At 47.3% G+C, this 16,304-nt stretch carries 15 protein-coding genes; 10 read left to right on the top strand and 5 right to left on the bottom strand.

Going from position 1 to position 16,304, the window contains the following annotated elements; translation table 11 throughout:
* Nucleotides 1-152: 152 nt before the first annotated feature.
* The 9 genes from glyA to JFT56_RS14265 all read left to right on the top strand — a co-directional run bounded on the left by glyA (nt 153) and on the right by JFT56_RS14265 (nt 7,699).
* Nucleotides 153-1,406, top strand: a complete 1,254-nt coding sequence (gene glyA / locus JFT56_RS14305) for a serine hydroxymethyltransferase (RefSeq protein WP_198780714.1) — start codon at nt 153-155, stop codon at nt 1,404-1,406.
* Between the two features lie 197 nt (nt 1,407-1,603).
* Nucleotides 1,604-2,053 (top strand): transcriptional regulator NrdR, encoded by a 450-nt coding sequence (gene nrdR, locus JFT56_RS14300; protein ID WP_198780713.1) that lies wholly within the window; start codon nt 1,604-1,606, stop codon nt 2,051-2,053.
* Nucleotides 2,054-2,138: 85 nt separating this feature from the next.
* Nucleotides 2,139-3,296 carry a bifunctional diaminohydroxyphosphoribosylaminopyrimidine deaminase/5-amino-6-(5-phosphoribosylamino)uracil reductase RibD gene (ribD, locus tag JFT56_RS14295; RefSeq protein WP_198780712.1) on the top strand — a complete coding sequence of 386 codons (1,158 nt, stop codon included), beginning with the start codon at nt 2,139-2,141 and terminating at the stop codon, nt 3,294-3,296.
* A gap of 7 nt (nt 3,297-3,303) precedes the next feature.
* Entirely contained in the window at nt 3,304-3,960 is a 657-nt protein-coding gene (locus tag JFT56_RS14290) for a riboflavin synthase (protein WP_198780711.1), read from the top strand.
* 67 nt (nt 3,961-4,027) lie between these two features.
* Nucleotides 4,028-5,128, top strand: a complete 1,101-nt coding sequence (ribBA, locus tag JFT56_RS14285; RefSeq protein ID WP_198780710.1) for a bifunctional 3,4-dihydroxy-2-butanone-4-phosphate synthase/GTP cyclohydrolase II — start codon at nt 4,028-4,030, stop codon at nt 5,126-5,128.
* A gap of 146 nt (nt 5,129-5,274) precedes the next feature.
* A complete protein-coding gene (ribE, locus tag JFT56_RS14280) occupies nt 5,275-5,751 on the top strand; it encodes a 6,7-dimethyl-8-ribityllumazine synthase (protein ID WP_198780709.1) in 477 nt (158 codons plus the stop codon).
* A gap of 14 nt (nt 5,752-5,765) precedes the next feature.
* Entirely contained in the window at nt 5,766-6,170 is a 405-nt protein-coding gene (gene nusB, locus JFT56_RS14275) for a transcription antitermination factor NusB (RefSeq protein WP_007646165.1), read from the top strand.
* 78 nt (nt 6,171-6,248) lie between these two features.
* A complete protein-coding gene (gene thiL, locus JFT56_RS14270) occupies nt 6,249-7,205 on the top strand; it encodes a thiamine-phosphate kinase (protein ID WP_198780708.1) in 957 nt (318 codons plus the stop codon).
* On the top strand, nt 7,205-7,699 hold the full coding sequence (locus JFT56_RS14265) for a phosphatidylglycerophosphatase A (RefSeq protein ID WP_198780707.1): 495 nt from the start codon (nt 7,205-7,207) through the stop codon (nt 7,697-7,699). Before thiL ends, JFT56_RS14265 begins: the two co-directional genes overlap by 1 nt.
* A gap of 98 nt (nt 7,700-7,797) precedes the next feature.
* On the opposite strand, the gene JFT56_RS14260 is transcribed toward JFT56_RS14265, so the two are convergent.
* The 3 genes from JFT56_RS14260 to JFT56_RS14250 form a co-directional block, all read right to left on the bottom strand.
* A complete protein-coding gene (locus tag JFT56_RS14260; protein ID WP_198780706.1) occupies nt 7,798-8,676 on the bottom strand; it encodes a universal stress protein in 879 nt (292 codons plus the stop codon).
* A gap of 315 nt (nt 8,677-8,991) precedes the next feature.
* On the bottom strand, nt 8,992-10,653 hold the full coding sequence (gene recN / locus JFT56_RS14255) for a DNA repair protein RecN (protein ID WP_198780705.1): 1,662 nt from the start codon (nt 10,651-10,653) through the stop codon (nt 8,992-8,994).
* A gap of 128 nt (nt 10,654-10,781) precedes the next feature.
* Nucleotides 10,782-11,744 carry an AEC family transporter gene (locus JFT56_RS14250; RefSeq protein ID WP_198780704.1) on the bottom strand — a complete coding sequence of 321 codons (963 nt, stop codon included), beginning with the start codon at nt 11,742-11,744 and terminating at the stop codon, nt 10,782-10,784.
* Between the two features lie 191 nt (nt 11,745-11,935).
* Here JFT56_RS14250 and lldR point away from each other — a divergent pair, with 191 nt between their 5' ends.
* Nucleotides 11,936-12,835, top strand: a complete 900-nt coding sequence (gene lldR / locus JFT56_RS14245; protein ID WP_198780703.1) for a LysR family transcriptional regulator LldR — start codon at nt 11,936-11,938, stop codon at nt 12,833-12,835.
* Between the two features lie 67 nt (nt 12,836-12,902).
* On the opposite strand, the gene JFT56_RS14235 is transcribed toward lldR, so the two are convergent.
* Nucleotides 12,903-13,502, bottom strand: a complete 600-nt coding sequence (locus JFT56_RS14235) for a YjaG family protein (protein ID WP_198780701.1) — start codon at nt 13,500-13,502, stop codon at nt 12,903-12,905.
* Nucleotides 13,477-16,278: a two-component sensor histidine kinase BarA gene (gene barA / locus JFT56_RS14230; RefSeq protein WP_198780700.1), complete on the bottom strand. Its 2,802-nt coding sequence runs from the start codon at nt 16,276-16,278 to the stop codon at nt 13,477-13,479. The genes JFT56_RS14235 and barA overlap by 26 nt, the downstream gene beginning before the upstream one ends.
* Between the last annotated feature and the right edge of the window lie 26 nt (nt 16,279-16,304).

Below are 16,304 nucleotides of genomic sequence, written 5' to 3'. Positions count from 1 at the left end.
CTACTCGATTGCGCGCCGAACTCAACTCGGCAATGAGCCAAGTTCAAGCACAACCACTAGGAATTTCATGTTTCAAATACTGGGATTGTGGCCGCGTTCCGAGTAGAATACCGCGCAACCCTACCTATAAGAATTGGCAGCTGGAGTAAGCAATGCTGAAAAAAGATATGAATATCGCAGATTATGATCCGGAACTGTTCAACGCAATTCAGAACGAAACTCTGCGTCAAGAAGAGCATATTGAGCTGATTGCTTCTGAAAACTACACCAGTCCACGCGTGATGGAAGCGCAAGGTTCACAGTTAACCAATAAGTACGCCGAAGGCTATCCAGGCAAGCGTTACTACGGTGGTTGTGAGTATGTGGACGTAGTTGAAACCTTAGCTATTGAGCGTGCAAAACAACTGTTTGGCGCAACCTACGCTAACGTACAACCCCATTCAGGTTCACAGGCAAACAGCGCTGTTTATATGGCATTGCTAAAACCTGGCGATACCGTACTGGGCATGAACTTAGCCCACGGTGGTCACTTGACCCACGGTTCACCGGTTAACTTCTCTGGCAAACTGTACAACATCATTCCTTACGGCATCGACGAGTCTGGCAAAATTGACTATGACGAAATGGAACGTCTGGCCGTAGAGCATAAGCCTAAGATGATGATCGGCGGTTTTTCTGCCTATTCTGGTATCGTTGATTGGGCAAGAATGCGTGAAATCGCCGACAAAATCGGTGCTTACCTGTTTGTCGACATGGCGCACGTTGCCGGTCTTATCGCTGCGGGCGTGTATCCAAACCCAGTACCACACGCCCACGTTGTGACCTCAACCACTCACAAGACCTTAGCTGGTCCTCGTGGCGGTATCATTCTGTCTGCTGCCGATGATGAAGAGCTCTATAAAAAGCTCAACTCTGCGGTATTCCCAGGCGGTCAAGGTGGTCCATTGATGCACGTTATCGCGGGTAAAGCGGTGGCGTTCAAAGAAGCCCTAGAGCCAGAATTTAAAGTTTACCAACAGCAAGTGGTTAATAACGCTAAAGCTATGGTGGAAGTGTTCCTTGGGCGCGGTTATAAAATCGTCTCTGGCGGTACTGACAACCACTTAATGCTGGTGGATTTAATCGGTCGTGACTTAACCGGTAAAGAAGCCGATGCCGCCTTAGGCAGCGCTAACATCACTGTAAATAAAAACTCAGTGCCAAACGATCCACGTTCACCTTTTGTGACTTCGGGTGTGCGTATTGGTACGCCAGCGATTACCCGCCGTGGCTTTAAAGAAGCCGAAGCGAAGGAGCTGACTGGCTGGATCTGTGACATCCTCGACGATGCCCACAATCCTGCTGTGATTGAGCGTGTGAAGGGCCAAGTATTGGCACTGTGTGCACGTTTCCCTGTTTACGGATAATCACCGCACCCTATATATGAGTCGCGAAGTGTTGCCCCAGATTGGGTGGTTAACCTCAGCCGATAAATAGGATAAAATCCCATGGCCGCATCTTGCGGCCATTTTTATTGCTAAAATCTTAGACTTAAATCGAGCTGATTTAGGCAAGATTGCACCGTAAAGCCAAGGCTTTACTCCATTCACTGGCAGGAGGCTCAATGCATTGTCCATTTTGCAGCGCGACAGATACTAAAGTGATCGATTCCCGATTAGTGGCGGAAGGCCATCAAGTGCGCCGTCGTCGAGAATGCACTGAATGCCATGAAAGATTTACCACCTTCGAGGGCGCCGAGTTAGTGATGCCACGGGTGATTAAGCGTGATGGTACCCGCCAACCCTTCGATGAAGAGAAGCTCCAAGGTGGCATGCTGCGTGCGGTCGAAAAGCGTCCTGTGTCTATGGATGAAATTGAACAGGCGCTCAGTAAGATCAAGTCAACCCTGCGAGCTACTGGCGAGCGCGAAGTGCCATCGGAAATGATCGGTAATTTGGTGATGGAACAGTTAATGAACCTCGATAAGGTTGCCTATATTCGTTTCGCCTCTGTGTACCGCGCCTTTGAGGATGTGTCTGAATTTGGTGAAGCGATTGCGAAATTGCAAAAATAATCACCTTGTATAGGGCAATTGAAGTGAGAGGCTACATGCCTTGTACCCTCCCTCAAGGCTAAAACCTTTAATAACAGGGTTGAACATGAGTTTGAACATAAGTTGGTCCCTGCTCGACACTCAAATGATGAGCCGTGCTATCCAATTGGCACGTAAGGGTTTTTATACCACTCGGCCCAATCCTAGCGTCGGTTGCGTTATCGTTAAAGATAATCAAATTGTCGGTGAGGGATACCATCAAAAAGCCGGTGAGCCCCACGCCGAAGTGCATGCGCTACGCATGGCTGGCGATTCTGCCCGCGGCGCGACCGCCTATGTTACCTTAGAACCCTGCAGCCATTATGGCCGTACACCGCCCTGCGCTTTAGCGTTGATCAATATCGGCGTAAAACGTGTGGTGGTGGCGGTGGAAGATCCGAATCCGCAGGTCGGCGGGCGTGGTATTCAAATGCTGCGGGATGCGGGAATTCAAGTCGATGTGGGACTGCATCGCGATGAGGCTTACGCTTTAAATCTCGGTTTTATGCAGCGCATGGAATCGGGACGTCCTTGGGTGACGGTAAAATTAGCCGCGAGTCTTGATGGTAAAACTGCGCTAGCAAACGGTGCGTCTAAGTGGATCACCGGCCCCGAATCGCGCCGGGATGTGCAGCGCTTACGTTTACGTTCCTGCGCGCTAGTCACAGGGATTGACACTGTACTGGCAGATGACCCTTCACTTAATGTGCGTTATCGAGAGCTGGGTGGCTTGAGTACGCAACTGACTGAAGCGCAAATCTTACAGCCACTGCGGGTCATTTTAGATAGCCGAGCACGCATGCCAATTACCGCCGCCCTGTTTGCGATTGAATCTCCTATTTTATTAGTCTCGACAGTGCCTTATTCGCCAGACTTTATGGCGCAGTTACCTCTCCATGTGACTTGTCTCCAATTACCGGCCATCGAAGGTCGAATCTCCTTGCCCGCACTATTAAGCTATTTAGGCCAGAGCTGTAATCAAGTGTTGGTGGAAGCGGGAGCAACCTTAGCGGGCGCCTTTATCGGCTCTGGATTGGCCGATGAGTTGGTGCTTTATCAGGCGATGAAAATCCTTGGCGCTCAGGGGCGCAATTTACTTGATCTACCCGATTATCAAATGATGACCGATATCCCTGCGCTGAGACTCGTCGATGAGCGCAAAGTGGGTGTGGATACCCGTTTAACATTAAGGCTTAAGCCCAAACCATCTTTATCGAATAAGTGAGTTAACCATGTTTACTGGGATTATTGAGGCCGTTGGCACACTGCGAAAGCTTGAACGCAAGGGCGATGATATTCGCTTAACGGTGGCGAGCGGCAAACTGGATTTAAGCGATGTGCGCTTAGGCGACAGTATTGCCACTAATGGGGTGTGCTTAACTGTGGTACAACAGTTAGCCGATGGTTATGTGGCCGATGTTTCTGCCGAAACCGTGAGTCTAACGGGTTTTGCCAACTATAAAGTGGGCACTAAGGTGAATCTTGAAAAGGCCGTTACTCCAACTACGCGTTTAGGTGGCCATATGGTCAGCGGCCATGTGGACGGTATCGCAATGGTGGAGCAGCGTCACGCCCGTGGCCAAGCCATCGAGTTTTGGTTAGCCGCCCCCGCAGAGCTTGGGCGTTACATTGCCCACAAAGGTTCTATCACTATTGATGGCGTGAGCCTGACGGTTAATGAAGTGGACGGCAGTCGATTCCGTTTGACCATAGTGCCGCACACCGCAGGGGAAACCACCTTAGTCGACCTGCAAGCGGGTGATAAGGTCAATATCGAAGTGGATTTAATTGCCCGTTATCTTGAACGCTTGATGAATTTTGATAACAAAGACAATAAGAGCGGTGGTGTCACCCTAGAAATGTTAGCCCGTGCTGGCTTTGTGCGTTAGTGCACTGGCAATCGTACTGCTAAGGTATAAAATTCCATAACAACAGCAAAATCATAAAGGTCCTACAATGGCGCTGCACAGTATAGAAGAGATCATCGAAGATATTCGTCAAGGTAAGATGGTTATTTTGATGGATGACGAAGACAGAGAAAACGAAGGTGATTTGATCATGGCGGCCGAAATGGTCACGCCAGAAGCGATTAACTTTATGGCCAAATATGGCCGTGGACTCATTTGCCAGACCATGACCAAAGCCCGTTGCCAGCAGTTAAATCTGCCCTTAATGGTCACCAATAACAATGCGCAGTTCTCGACTAACTTTACGGTTTCTATCGAAGCGGCGGAAGGCGTGACTACCGGTATTTCGGCCCATGACCGCGCTGTGACGGTGAAAGCGGCCGTGGCTAAAGAGGCTAAAGCGTCTGATTTAGTGCAACCAGGGCACATCTTCCCGTTAATGGCGCAGGACGGCGGCGTATTAACCCGCGCAGGCCACACTGAAGCGGGCTGCGATTTAGCACGTCTCGCGGGACTTGAGCCATCGGCGGTCATCGTTGAGATTTTAAATGAAGACGGCACTATGGCCCGTCGCCCCGATTTAGAGATTTTCTCTGAATTACATGGCGTTAAAATTGGTACTATTGCGGCGCTGATTGAATATCGCAATACCAAAGAAACCACGGTTGTGCGCGAAGCGAAATGTAAATTACCAACCCGTTTCGGCGAGTTCGATATGGTGACCTTTAGGGACACAATCGACAATCAATTGCATTTCGCCTTAGTGAAAGGTGCGGTCAAGCCCGATTGTTTAGTGCGCGTGCATCTGCAAAATACTTTCAATGATTTACTCCACTCTGAGCGCGATCAACAACGTAGCTGGCCGCTGGAAAAAGCCATGGAACGTATTGCCGCTGAAGGTGGCGTATTGGTGTTACTGGGTAATCAAGAACATCCAAATGAGATCCTTGCTAAGGTCAAAGCCTTCGAGGCGGAAGACCAAGGTCAACCTGCCTGCGCCAAATGGCAGGGAACGTCGCGCCGCGTCGGTGTCGGGTCGCAAATCCTCGCCAGTCTAGGCGTGACTAAAATGCGCCTGCTCAGCTCACCTAAGCGCTACCATTCACTTTCTGGCTTTGGCCTCGAAGTGACCGAGTATGTGGCCGACTGAGTCACTCGCTAAGTTGGGATGAAGTTGTCGTCAGGTAAAATTAACCATTTCTGATAATTTGCATAGGGCTCTGGGCAAATGGCTGTGATATCATATCGCCACTTTTCGCCCCGAGCTGGGTGCTTTAGCAAAATTTAGGTAAGATAATGAACGTAGTTCAAGGTAATATCGAAGCGAAAAATGCCAAAGTTGCGATTGTAATTTCGCGTTTCAACAGCTTTTTAGTTGAGAGCCTGCTAGAAGGTGCACTTGACACGCTGAAGCGTTTTGGCCAAGTCAGCGACGACAATATCACTGTTGTCCGTGTACCCGGTGCGGTTGAGTTACCGCTAGCTGCCCGTCGTGTGGCTGCCAGTGGTAAGTTCGACGGTATTATCGCCTTAGGCGCGGTGATCCGTGGTGGTACTCCCCATTTTGATTTTGTTGCAGGCGAATGTAACAAAGGTCTAGCCCAAGTTGCCCTTGAGTTTGATCTGCCTGTTGCCTTCGGTGTGTTGACCACTGATACCATTGAACAAGCGATTGAGCGTTCAGGTACTAAAGCGGGTAATAAAGGCGGCGAAGCTGCCCTAAGCTTGCTTGAAATGGTCAATGTTCTGCAAGAACTTGAACAACAGTTGTAATAGTAGGAAAAATAATGAAGCCTTCTGAGCGCCGCAAGGCCCGCCGTTTAGCCGTTCAAGCCATTTATTCATGGCAACTAAGCGGGAATAATATTGCCGATGTCGAGCATGAGTTTTTAACTGAGCAGAGTCTCGACGGTGTTGATGTAGCTTATTTTCGTGAGCTATTTGCAGGCGTTGCAACTAAGAAAGCCCAACTGGATGAACTGATTATCCCGTTTCTGGACCGCCCAATTGATGAGGTGTCGCCAGTGGAAAAGGCCATAGTTCGTCTCGCGAGCTATGAACTGACCTTCCGTAAGGATGTGCCCTTCAAGGTTGCGATTAATGAAGCAATCGAGTTGGCTAAGGCTTTCGGTGCGGACGACAGTCATAAGTTTGTTAATGGATTACTCGACAAACTGGTTGCACGTAAGTAATAAAGACAAACGGTATCCTAGGATACCGTTTTTCATTGCTAACAAAGGTGGCCGATGTAAGTCGAGCCAAACTGTACAGTGAAAGAATTCCAATTAATTGAATGTTATTTCAACAATCGCGGCCCCACTCGCCGTGATGTGAAGCTGGGTATCGGTGACGATTGTGCCCTAGTGCAACCCGCAGAAAATAAATCGATCGCTATCTCCTGTGACACTTTAGTCGAAAATGTCCACTTCTTCCCCGATATGCCTCCCGCGGCCTTAGGTTACAAAGCCTTAGCGGTAAATTTATCAGATCTGGCTGCCATGGGCGCCGAGCCTGCGTGGATGACACTCGCCTTAACGCTACCCGAAGTCGATGAAACTTGGCTCAGTGCTTTTAGCGAAGGCTTGTTTGAGGCAGCCGATTACTATGGCATCGCCTTAATAGGTGGCGATACTACCCGTGGCCCACGGGCGATTAATATCACAGTACACGGCCAAGTTCCCCAGGGGAAAGCGTTGACTCGCCACGGCGCTAAGGCTGGGGATTGGATCTATGTTACGGGTACGCTCGGAGATTCTGCCTTAGGTTTGGATATTATTCGAGGCGCTCAACACGCGCGAGCAGAGCATAAAGAGTTTCTGATCAACCGTCATTATCGCCCTACGCCTAGGGTATTGGCTGGGCAATCTCTGCGTTCATTGGCATCGAGTGCTATCGACCTTTCCGATGGTTTTATCTCGGATATTGGTCATATCCTTAAGGCGTCACAGGTTGGTGCCATTGTCGATGTAGCGAATATTCCCTTGTCCCGCGCGATGAAAGATACAGTGAGTGAAGAGCACGCCTTAGGGTATGCACTGACTGGGGGCGAAGACTATGAACTGCTGTTTACTGTCCCAGAGGCGCAAAAAGGGGCTTTAGAAACGGCTTTAAGCCATGCGGGGACCAAATTTGTTCGGGTTGGACAAATCAGTGCAGGCACTAAGCTTAAGCTGCAACTCAATGGCGCCCCCTTTACACCGCCTTACCACGGTTTTGAGCATTTTTAATGAATTGGTTTTCAAAGGATCAGGCCCTGACTCGTCTGTCATTAAAAAATCCGGTTCACTTTTTAGCGCTCGGCTTTGGCAGTGGACTTGCGGCCAAAGCTCCCGGCACCTTCGGCACACTCGCGGCCATCCCTTTATATTTGCTGATGGCGCAGTTGCCCTTGGCTTGGTATCTCGGATTGACCCTTCTTAGCGTGTTGGCTGGTATTTATATTTGCGACAAAGCCGCGAAGGATATGGGCGTACACGACCATGGGGCTATTGTTTGGGATGAAGTGGCTGGGTTACTTATCACTATGATAGCGGCACCTGCGGGCTGGGTTTGGTTATTGGTTGGTTTTGGTTTATTTCGCTTTTTTGACATTATCAAACCTTGGCCAATCCGCTGGCTAGATGCCAAAGTCGAAGGTGGTTTTGGGATCATGATCGATGATGTGTTGGCGGGCATTTTTGCTTTTATCGGCCTACAAATTTTAGCTATGCTCTTCTTATAGCGGATACAGAGCGCCATAAATCATATCCACAAAAAATGCCTTTATAACATAATGTTGATAAAGGCATTTTTTATTATTTCGCTTAGTTTTTGTCTTATTCAATGCTGTAGTTTCGGCTTTACGATATAGAGATCGGTTTTTAATTGATTGATAATATTTCGAGAAGCATTGCCTTTTAATAGACTCAACAATCCTTTGTGTTCAGCGCTCCCCATGACAAGCATATTTACATTAAGCTTTTGAGCCTCCATGGAAATAGTATCCTCAGGTAATCCCTCGACCACATGAAGATTATCGGTATCGAGATTATAATACCGAGCGACATTTGTTAGTTTTTCTTTGTATTTATCCCGCTCAGACATCAGTAGTCTAGTGTCTGGTGCATTAAAGTTCATATAGAATGGGTCGGGTAAGTAACTGTTAATTAAATGGAGATCATTAGCGAGAATATTCGCTACATGTTTGCTTTCTTCTATGAGAGTTTCATTAAAAATCATATGTGAGACGTTCTCATTGTCTAGTTCGAGCGCCGTTAAAATATGTCCATTTTCATGCCAATCATCAAGGTTGACAAACATCACTGGAATATCTGGCATGCGCAGTAATAGCCATTCATCTGCAATTAAAAATTCACTGAAAAAGGGTGGATAGAATTTGTGACTCACCACAATAAGATCATAGGGCAGTTGTTTACATTCGTTGACGACGGCGTTGTGGATTGAATGAGACTGACATTCCTTTATGACAATAGGATGTTCTTTATCTGGGTAGGTTTGCAGAGGCTTTCGTTTTTTCTCTTTATTTTCAATATAGTCATCCTGATGAAACAGCAGACTCAAGTTGAAGTTATGGGTTCGTTTGATCTTTAGAACGGTTAAGGAGGCATGACTTTTTTGGGCTAAAATAACGGCTTTTTTAAGTACAGCCGCAGGTGAGACTACATCATCAATCGCGGCGAGAATATGTTGAAAGGACATGTTCTTCTCCTACTTCCTTTGGGTTATTAAGTCTAGGAGAAGCCCAATAATAGAGTAATATTAAATATCGCTATCAAATTTGCAATTTAGGTAATAATAATCTATGGAAATTAACACTTTTAAATTCAAAATATTACTTAGTAGTGAAAACCCGTTATTTATCCTTTATGCCTAAAAACATGTTTAATATACGAATTTATTCGTATTCAAAAATGTTAATCAACCCACTATTAAAGCGTTGCTGGACAATAAACTGCTGAGTATTAAATAGATTCTTGTTATTCAGGCGCTTCGCTTATCTTATATAGGTAACTATTATGCTTGCAATAACTCTCGCGCATTCGCCAACGTATTAGTCGTGATAATATCGCCGCCGAGTAATCGAGCAAGCTCTTGAATACGCTGCTCTTTATCTAATGCAGTCATTGTGGTCTCTGTACTCCCCGCCTTATTATGCTTGTTGACGAACATATGCTGATGGCCATTTCCAGCGACCTGTGGCAAGTGGGTTACACACAGCACTTGGGTAGACTCGCCTAAGCTGCGCAGCATTCGGCCAACAACGGCGGCAGTAGGTCCTGAAATACCTACGTCGACCTCATCGAAAATCAGTGTGGGTGTTGCCACCTTTTTAGCGGTAATCACTTGTATACCAAGGCCAATTCGCGACAATTCTCCCCCCGAAGCTACCTTAGAAATAGGTTGTAAAGGCTGCCCTGGGTTAGTTGTGACCATAAATTCGATATGATCACTGCCGTTGGGAGACATTAACTCTGGGTTAAAACTGACATCAATAGTGAACTTCCCCTTAGGCATATTGAGTTCGTGGATCGACTGAGTCACGAGTTTATCTAGCTCTTTAGCATAGCGGGCACGGCTTTGGCTGAGTTTCTGTGCGCAGCTAAGGTAGGCTGCTTTACTGGCTTCGAGCTGTTGTTGAATGCTTTCAAGTTTAGTTTCATCCCCATCTAAGCTGGCTAGTTCCGCTTTTAAAGCGCAATGATGTTCTGCCAGTTTATTTGGACTGACATGGTGTTTACGTGCCAACTGCATCGATTTGGATAGTCGTTCTTCTAGGTAGGCGAAGTGTGTTGGGTCCAGTTCTAATTTGCTCAGGTAATGTTGCAGCTCACTGCTACTTTCCTGCACTTGGATAAGGGCGTCATTTAGCATAGTGCTGACGTTGCTTAGCGCTGGGTCAAAGTTTTGCAGATTTTCCGCAAGGGAGACGGCTTTATTTAGCAGAGAGCTAATGTTGCTCTCTTCGCCATCTGTGAGTAAACAAAGGCTTGCTTGGCAAGTGTCGACGAGTTCAGTGCCGTTTGCGAGGCGTTTATGTTCCTGTTCAATTTCTTCAAATTCATCGACTTTAAGGTCAAACTCATCGAGTTCTTCGACTTGATACTGCACTAACTGTTTGCGGGCAATGCGTTCCTGCTGGGAGGCTGCTAATTGTTTAAGCTCGGCTTCAATTTGTTTACAACTTTGATAATTAGTTGCGACTGCATCGATCAGGAGTCTGTGATTAGCATAGCTGTCGAGCAGAGTCAGTTGATGCTCGCTCTTTAGCATAGCGTGGTGGGCGTGTTGTCCGTGGATACCGACTAACAGCTGCCCTAACAACTTAAGCTGAACTAATGGAACAGGGTTGCCATTGATGTAGGCCCGTGAACGGCCATCGCTGCTAATAGTGCGGCGCAGGATACATTCATCGTCGAGATCGAGGTCATTATCTTCTAACCAGCGTTGTGCTAAGGGGATATCTCCTAAGGAGAAGCGGGCGCTGACCTCTGTCTTGCTTGCTCCGGGTCGGACACTGCTGGCATCGGCACGATTACCAAGACAGAGCCCAAGGGCATCGATGGCAATCGATTTGCCCGCGCCTGTTTCACCGGTAATGCTGGTCATGCCTGAACGAAAGTCCAGCTCAAGAAAACGTACGATAGCGAAATTGTTGATGCTGAGTTGGCAAAGCATAATGAATTCCTGTCGAAAGGCCCATCAAAACACTGTATTGATAAACAGTATATACTGATTTTATATACAGTAAAGTGGGCTTGGGTAAATATTCGACGTTTTTCTAATGCGTTTAACTAATCAATTGATTAAGTGTATGTTTTTACCAGACTCTCTAATATGGGAAGGCTGAAAAAGGTCACCAGAGTGCCAAATAAAATACCTTGGGCACTGGTGGAGGCTTGGGTGTTGTAACGCTGTGCGAGTAAATACACACTCGCCGCCGTCGGCAATGCGCTGAGAATAACCCCCATCACCAGATAGTCACCGCTGACACCAAAGCATTTCAACATGACAAAGGCTAGAGCAGGTTGTACTGCGAGTTTGAAGAGGTTTATTAAGCTGAGTTCGACAAAATTGGCCACGCTAAAAAGGGAACTGTCCTTTTGATAACGCATCGCTTTGGCTAATACCATGCCCACGGCAAAGAGTGCGCAGGGGCTAGAGGTATTGCCTATTTGTTGGATCATCATTGCCAGCCCTGAGGGCAACTTAATGCCGGATGCCGAGATGCCAACGCCAATCAAACAACCGATTACGATGGGATTTTTACCTACGGCCATAAGCATGATGAGGGCGGCATGCTGTTGCCGCTGCGTATTGGTGGCCAGTTCCAAAGAGACTAAAGCGACCGCAAACATCAACACGGATAAGAGGCTCGCAATTGCCGCGGCAACTAAGGCACTTTGTTGTTGCGGAAAGAGAATGATCAGTAGTGGGATCCCAATAAATGCGGTGTTGCCAAAGGTTGCATTGAGGGCTCTAATCGCGGCAATAGCATGCTTTTTGGGCTGAGCGATAAGGGAAATGCCTAGGCAGATCAGATAAATAATAACCATGGCTGCACTGTAGCCCGCAATAAATCCCCATTGCAAAATCTCGCCAATCGGTTGCTGTGCGAGGGCAATCAGTAAGATCGCAGGGAAGGCAATATAGTACACATATTGATTCAGCACTTGGTCCGTTTCCACGGGAAGAAGCCGCAGTTTTTGTACTACTGTACCCAGTAACATGATCCCGAAGACGGCAAACAGAGGGGTTAAGATAGTCATGTCCCTCACTCATCCTTTTGATTTAGTAATATTCGAACTAGCGCAGTAAAACTGTCCGCAAATTAGCATACCATTTACCGGTAAGGCTATTGCGCTATGGTCGTATAAATGAATAATTCAATGTTTAAAACACAGTTACTTAGCGTTAAGGTTGCTTGTAAAACCTGCGCACAGGGGCATTAGGAATTAAGATGAGTGATGATTTAGGCGGTGAATTACAGCTTATTTACCTGTTTGTGCACTTAGTGAATGCGGGGAGTTTTTCACAGGCGGCGAAGGCGCTCGATATGCCCATCGCTACCGTGAGCCGCAAATTAGCTAAGTTGGAAGAGAAGCTCGATAAGCAACTTTTTATGCGCAGCACCCGTAAATTGCGATTGACGGAGGAAGGGTTAGCATTATTTCAGCGCTATCAGAGTGTTATTGCTCAATTTGATGAACTGAGTGGTGTGGGAAGTGATAAACCCGAAGGTACGTTACGCATTGCCGCCCCGATCTCGATTATATCCATCATCTTTATCCGCGCACTGAATGAGTTTGGTCGCCTCTATCCCGATATTCGGCTGCATATTTCCCAAAGCAATGAATTGGTCGATTTGATTGATAAGGGGATTGATGTGGCAATTGTGGGGGGCGCGCAGCCGGATTCTTCGTGGGTTTCGAGTACCTTAGGGGAATTGGATTATTGCTTGTTCGCAACACCGGAATATTTAGCCAATGCCCCCCAATTAACGCATCCTGACGATTTAGCAGACCATCAGCTCATAAAAGTGTGGCCCTTATTTAACTGGCATTTAAAGCATCCCAATGGGGAGTCATTCTACTTTAATGGCCCGACTAAGTTGACCTTAACGGATTTGCACGGTGCGATTGAGGCAACATTAGATCACGGTGGGATTTTGTATGGGCCTGAATTATTTGTAAAACAGCAGATTAAAGCGGGGCGACTACAAGTGTTACTCCCAGAGTGGATAGGCGAGCAGCGGCGGATTTCTATTTTGTATCATCAACGTAGCCAACAACCGCTCAAGGTCAGAGTGTTTATTGAGTTTATGCAGTCAAAGGCGGCAGAACTGTTTTCAATGCAGTGATTGGGGTGAAGCGGCTGATTTTTTAGGAGCACGAAGGGTGCTTGAGTCGACCCAAGCACCGTATCGATTAAGCGACGCTGATGCCGATATTCGACACACCAGCCTCGATAATATCTTTGCGTAAACCTTTCACCAGTTCTGCGGTGATCTTGGGGTTTTCTTCAATAATTTCGAGCAGAGTATTTTGTAAGGCTTTTTCTTCTTCCATCACTTCATGGGCGAAGATGAAATCATCCAGTGCGTCGTCGACGAGATCGACATCGCTGATAGCCTCAATATAGTTAGCGACAGTACTTGAGGATAACTTACTGATATTCACTATATCTTCTTCAATCTTACCTTGAATGGCGCCTAATAATGTCGACAGGGCAACAACGGCATCCATAGCGGGATAAACGCCATAGGCCTCAAAGTCAGCGGGATCCGGCGTGTTGTCTTCCAATCGCTGCAGATGAACATCGATATTAAACTTGAGTTTATTGTCGTATTGGGATTGCCACAGTAACTCTAGGACAGTGCTTAATACAGCCGGATCGCCAAATTCGCAGACTTCTGAAAACAGTTGGTAGTTGGGCAACATGCGTTGACAGAGCGCAATGGCAAAGAGTTGTTTTTGTGGTAGTTCTAGCGCCTTTAGACGCTTAAAGAAGCCCGTTTTTTTGGTCATCTGTTATTTCCGCTGATAGCTGTGATAGCACTTGTTTTGCCGCCGATTCTACCTTAGTTAACTCATCAAGTAACTCTAGTATTTCCGGTTCGAGATCTGCCACTGGGGTTTCACGTTTTAATGCCGATTCAATCTCTTGGCATAAACGCTGTGTCGTCGGCACCCCGCAGTAGCAACTCGCGCCATGTAATTTATGTATGGTACTGAGCATAGTGGCTTGATCATTTTGATTCAGTGAGGTTTGGATCGTCTCCACGGTTTTGGGGAGTGAGTCCAAAAGCATCCTTAGCATATCTAGGGCTAAGTCCGACTTATGATTGGCCTGGGTTAAACACAGATCCCAATTTAAAGTGTGCAGATCAAAATGGGTGAACTTGGGCCGCGTGATCCAGCGGTTGATCACCACCTTAAGCGCGGCTTCATCTATAGGTTTAGGTAAGTAGCCATCCATACCACTGCCTAAAATCAGTTCGCGCTCTTCGGCTATAGCGTGGGCCGTTACCGCAATAATCGGAGTGTTGCGGTTCATTGAGCCCTGACGAATTTGTTTAGTGGCGCTAATCCCATCGGTTCCTGGCATTTGGATATCCATAAAAATCAGATCGAAGGTGCGGCTCTTCGCCTGTTTTACGGCATCTTCACCGCTGTTAACGGCGACAACCGTGGTCACTAGCTCGTTGAGTAAGGTTTCTATCAGTTTTAAATTGGCAAAATTATCATCCACTGCCAGTACTGTTAAGGATTGACGGGCGGCAGGGGCTGCAATGGCAATGGGGGCGACTATGTCGTATTCCATTGGTGGATAAAGCATATTTCGAGCGAGTTGATGTTCACTGACCGGAAGTGAAAGCACAACATCGGCATTGGGGCGGATAAATTGACTGAGTGCATCTTGCTCTTGGCAATCGTACAGCACAATTAAACAATCGGTTTTTGTTTTGGCTAGATTTAAGGTATTAACCAGTTGGCCTGCATCACTAAAACCGTGGCAACTCAACAGAATATAATCGAAGTTGCCCTCGGTGGTGCTGAGGGTGATGAGTAAGCTTGGAATATGCTGATGGTGGGTGACTTTGGTCTCCCAGAGTTGCAATTGGCGGCTGAGGACTGAGTGTGTCAGTACCCTAGGCTCATAAAAGAGTATGGTTTTATGTTTGAGTTTCTCAAGCGGCAGCGAGTCGCCAAGCTGGAATTGGCCAAGCCCTAATGGCAGGGTAAACCAGAAATTTGAGCCCTTATCGACGGAGGAGGTAAAACCAATTTGGCCGCCCATTTGATTGACTAAACGTTTGGTGATGACTAAACCAAGCCCTGTGCCGCCGAAGCGGCGCGATATGGATGAATCGGCTTGGCCAAAGGCTTGAAATAAAAAGTCCTGCTGGCTTTCATCAATACCAATGCCCGTGTCTATGACATCACAGCGTAGTACGACTTGTTCGTCCGATTGACTCTGTAATTCGAGTTTGACTAATACGCTACCCGAGTCGGTAAACTTGATCGCATTGCCGACTAAGTTATTGATAATTTGGCATACACGCATGGCATCGCCATTGACACTGTCGGGTACATTGGGGGCGATATCGACGACCAGTTCTAGGCCCTTTGCTTGGGCGCTACCTGAGATCAAGGTCATAGTGTCGCCTATGGTTTCCCGTAAACCGAAGGGCATGTTTTCTAACACCATTTTACCGGCTTCGAGTTTAGAAAAGTCGAGGATATCGTTAATGATAGCCAGCAGGTTGGTGGCGCTGCGCTCAATGGTATTGATGTAATCGACTTGGCTCGAATGCAAAGGGGTTTTCACTAATTGCCGCGCAAAACCGATAACGCCATTGAGCGGTGTGCGTAACTCGTGGGACATATTGGCTAAGAATTCAGATTTAATTCGGCTGGCTTCTAAGGCGCGTTTCTTGGCTAAGTCTAGCTCGACGTTTTGGATTTCAATCTGTTCTAAGGTTTCCCGTAAATCCGACGTTGCCTGATCGATATTTTGCTGCATCTCATCGTGGTATTCCGACAGCGAACCCGCCATGGCATTGATACCGCGTTTGAGTAAATCCAGCTCCCCAATCAGATTGCCATCTAAACGCGCATCTAATTTGCCCTCACGGATTTTGGCGACCACACGCACCATTTCGGTAATAGGCTGAGTGACGTTTTTCACTAAGCGGAAAGTGAATAGCAGGTTTAATTGCACCCCGATCAACACAATAATAAAAGCGGCAACGGCGGCCCTGTGCTGCTCGAGTAAAGCGCGCTCCTTATTGATAATGACGGAAATATACCCCAACAGCTCGCCATTCTCGAAATGGGTCTCCGTATCGGCTGGGGCTGCGGTGGGCGCTGTGGCAAAAATGGGGGTGCGTAAAATCAGGCTATCGCCGACATGTTCGATTTCTGTCTGCTGTAAATTGCCCAGCGCCTCTTTATAGCGCATGATCTCAAAGTCTTTATGGTAATGGGAAGTGACAAACAGCTGGTTGTGAATATCAAAAATGGCGATGGATTTCACTAAGGTGGATTTATTGAGCTGCGCCGCGGCGAGTAGACGTTTTGTAGCTTCACGATCGTTGCTGACTAATCCCCCTTCACTGGCGATGGCGAGGGGCTCAATAATATTACTGCCCTGCTCGATGAGCGTATCTTCGAGCTCATAAAAACGGTTTATGGTAAAGTAGCTGCCCAGAAGAATACCGACCAAGATCGTTGGCGCAAGCGCCAGTACCAGAACCCAAGAACGTAGGCTGTATTTGGTCATGTTGTTGACAGGGTTCATAGCAGCGGTGGTAATTCCTGAAACAG

The sequence above is a fragment of the Shewanella putrefaciens genome (genome assembly GCF_016406305.1).
Lineage (GTDB): Bacteria > Pseudomonadota > Gammaproteobacteria > Enterobacterales > Shewanellaceae > Shewanella > Shewanella putrefaciens_C.
The sequence above is the reverse complement of the archived record's forward strand: the minus strand, read 5'-3'. Positions and strand labels throughout refer to the sequence as shown.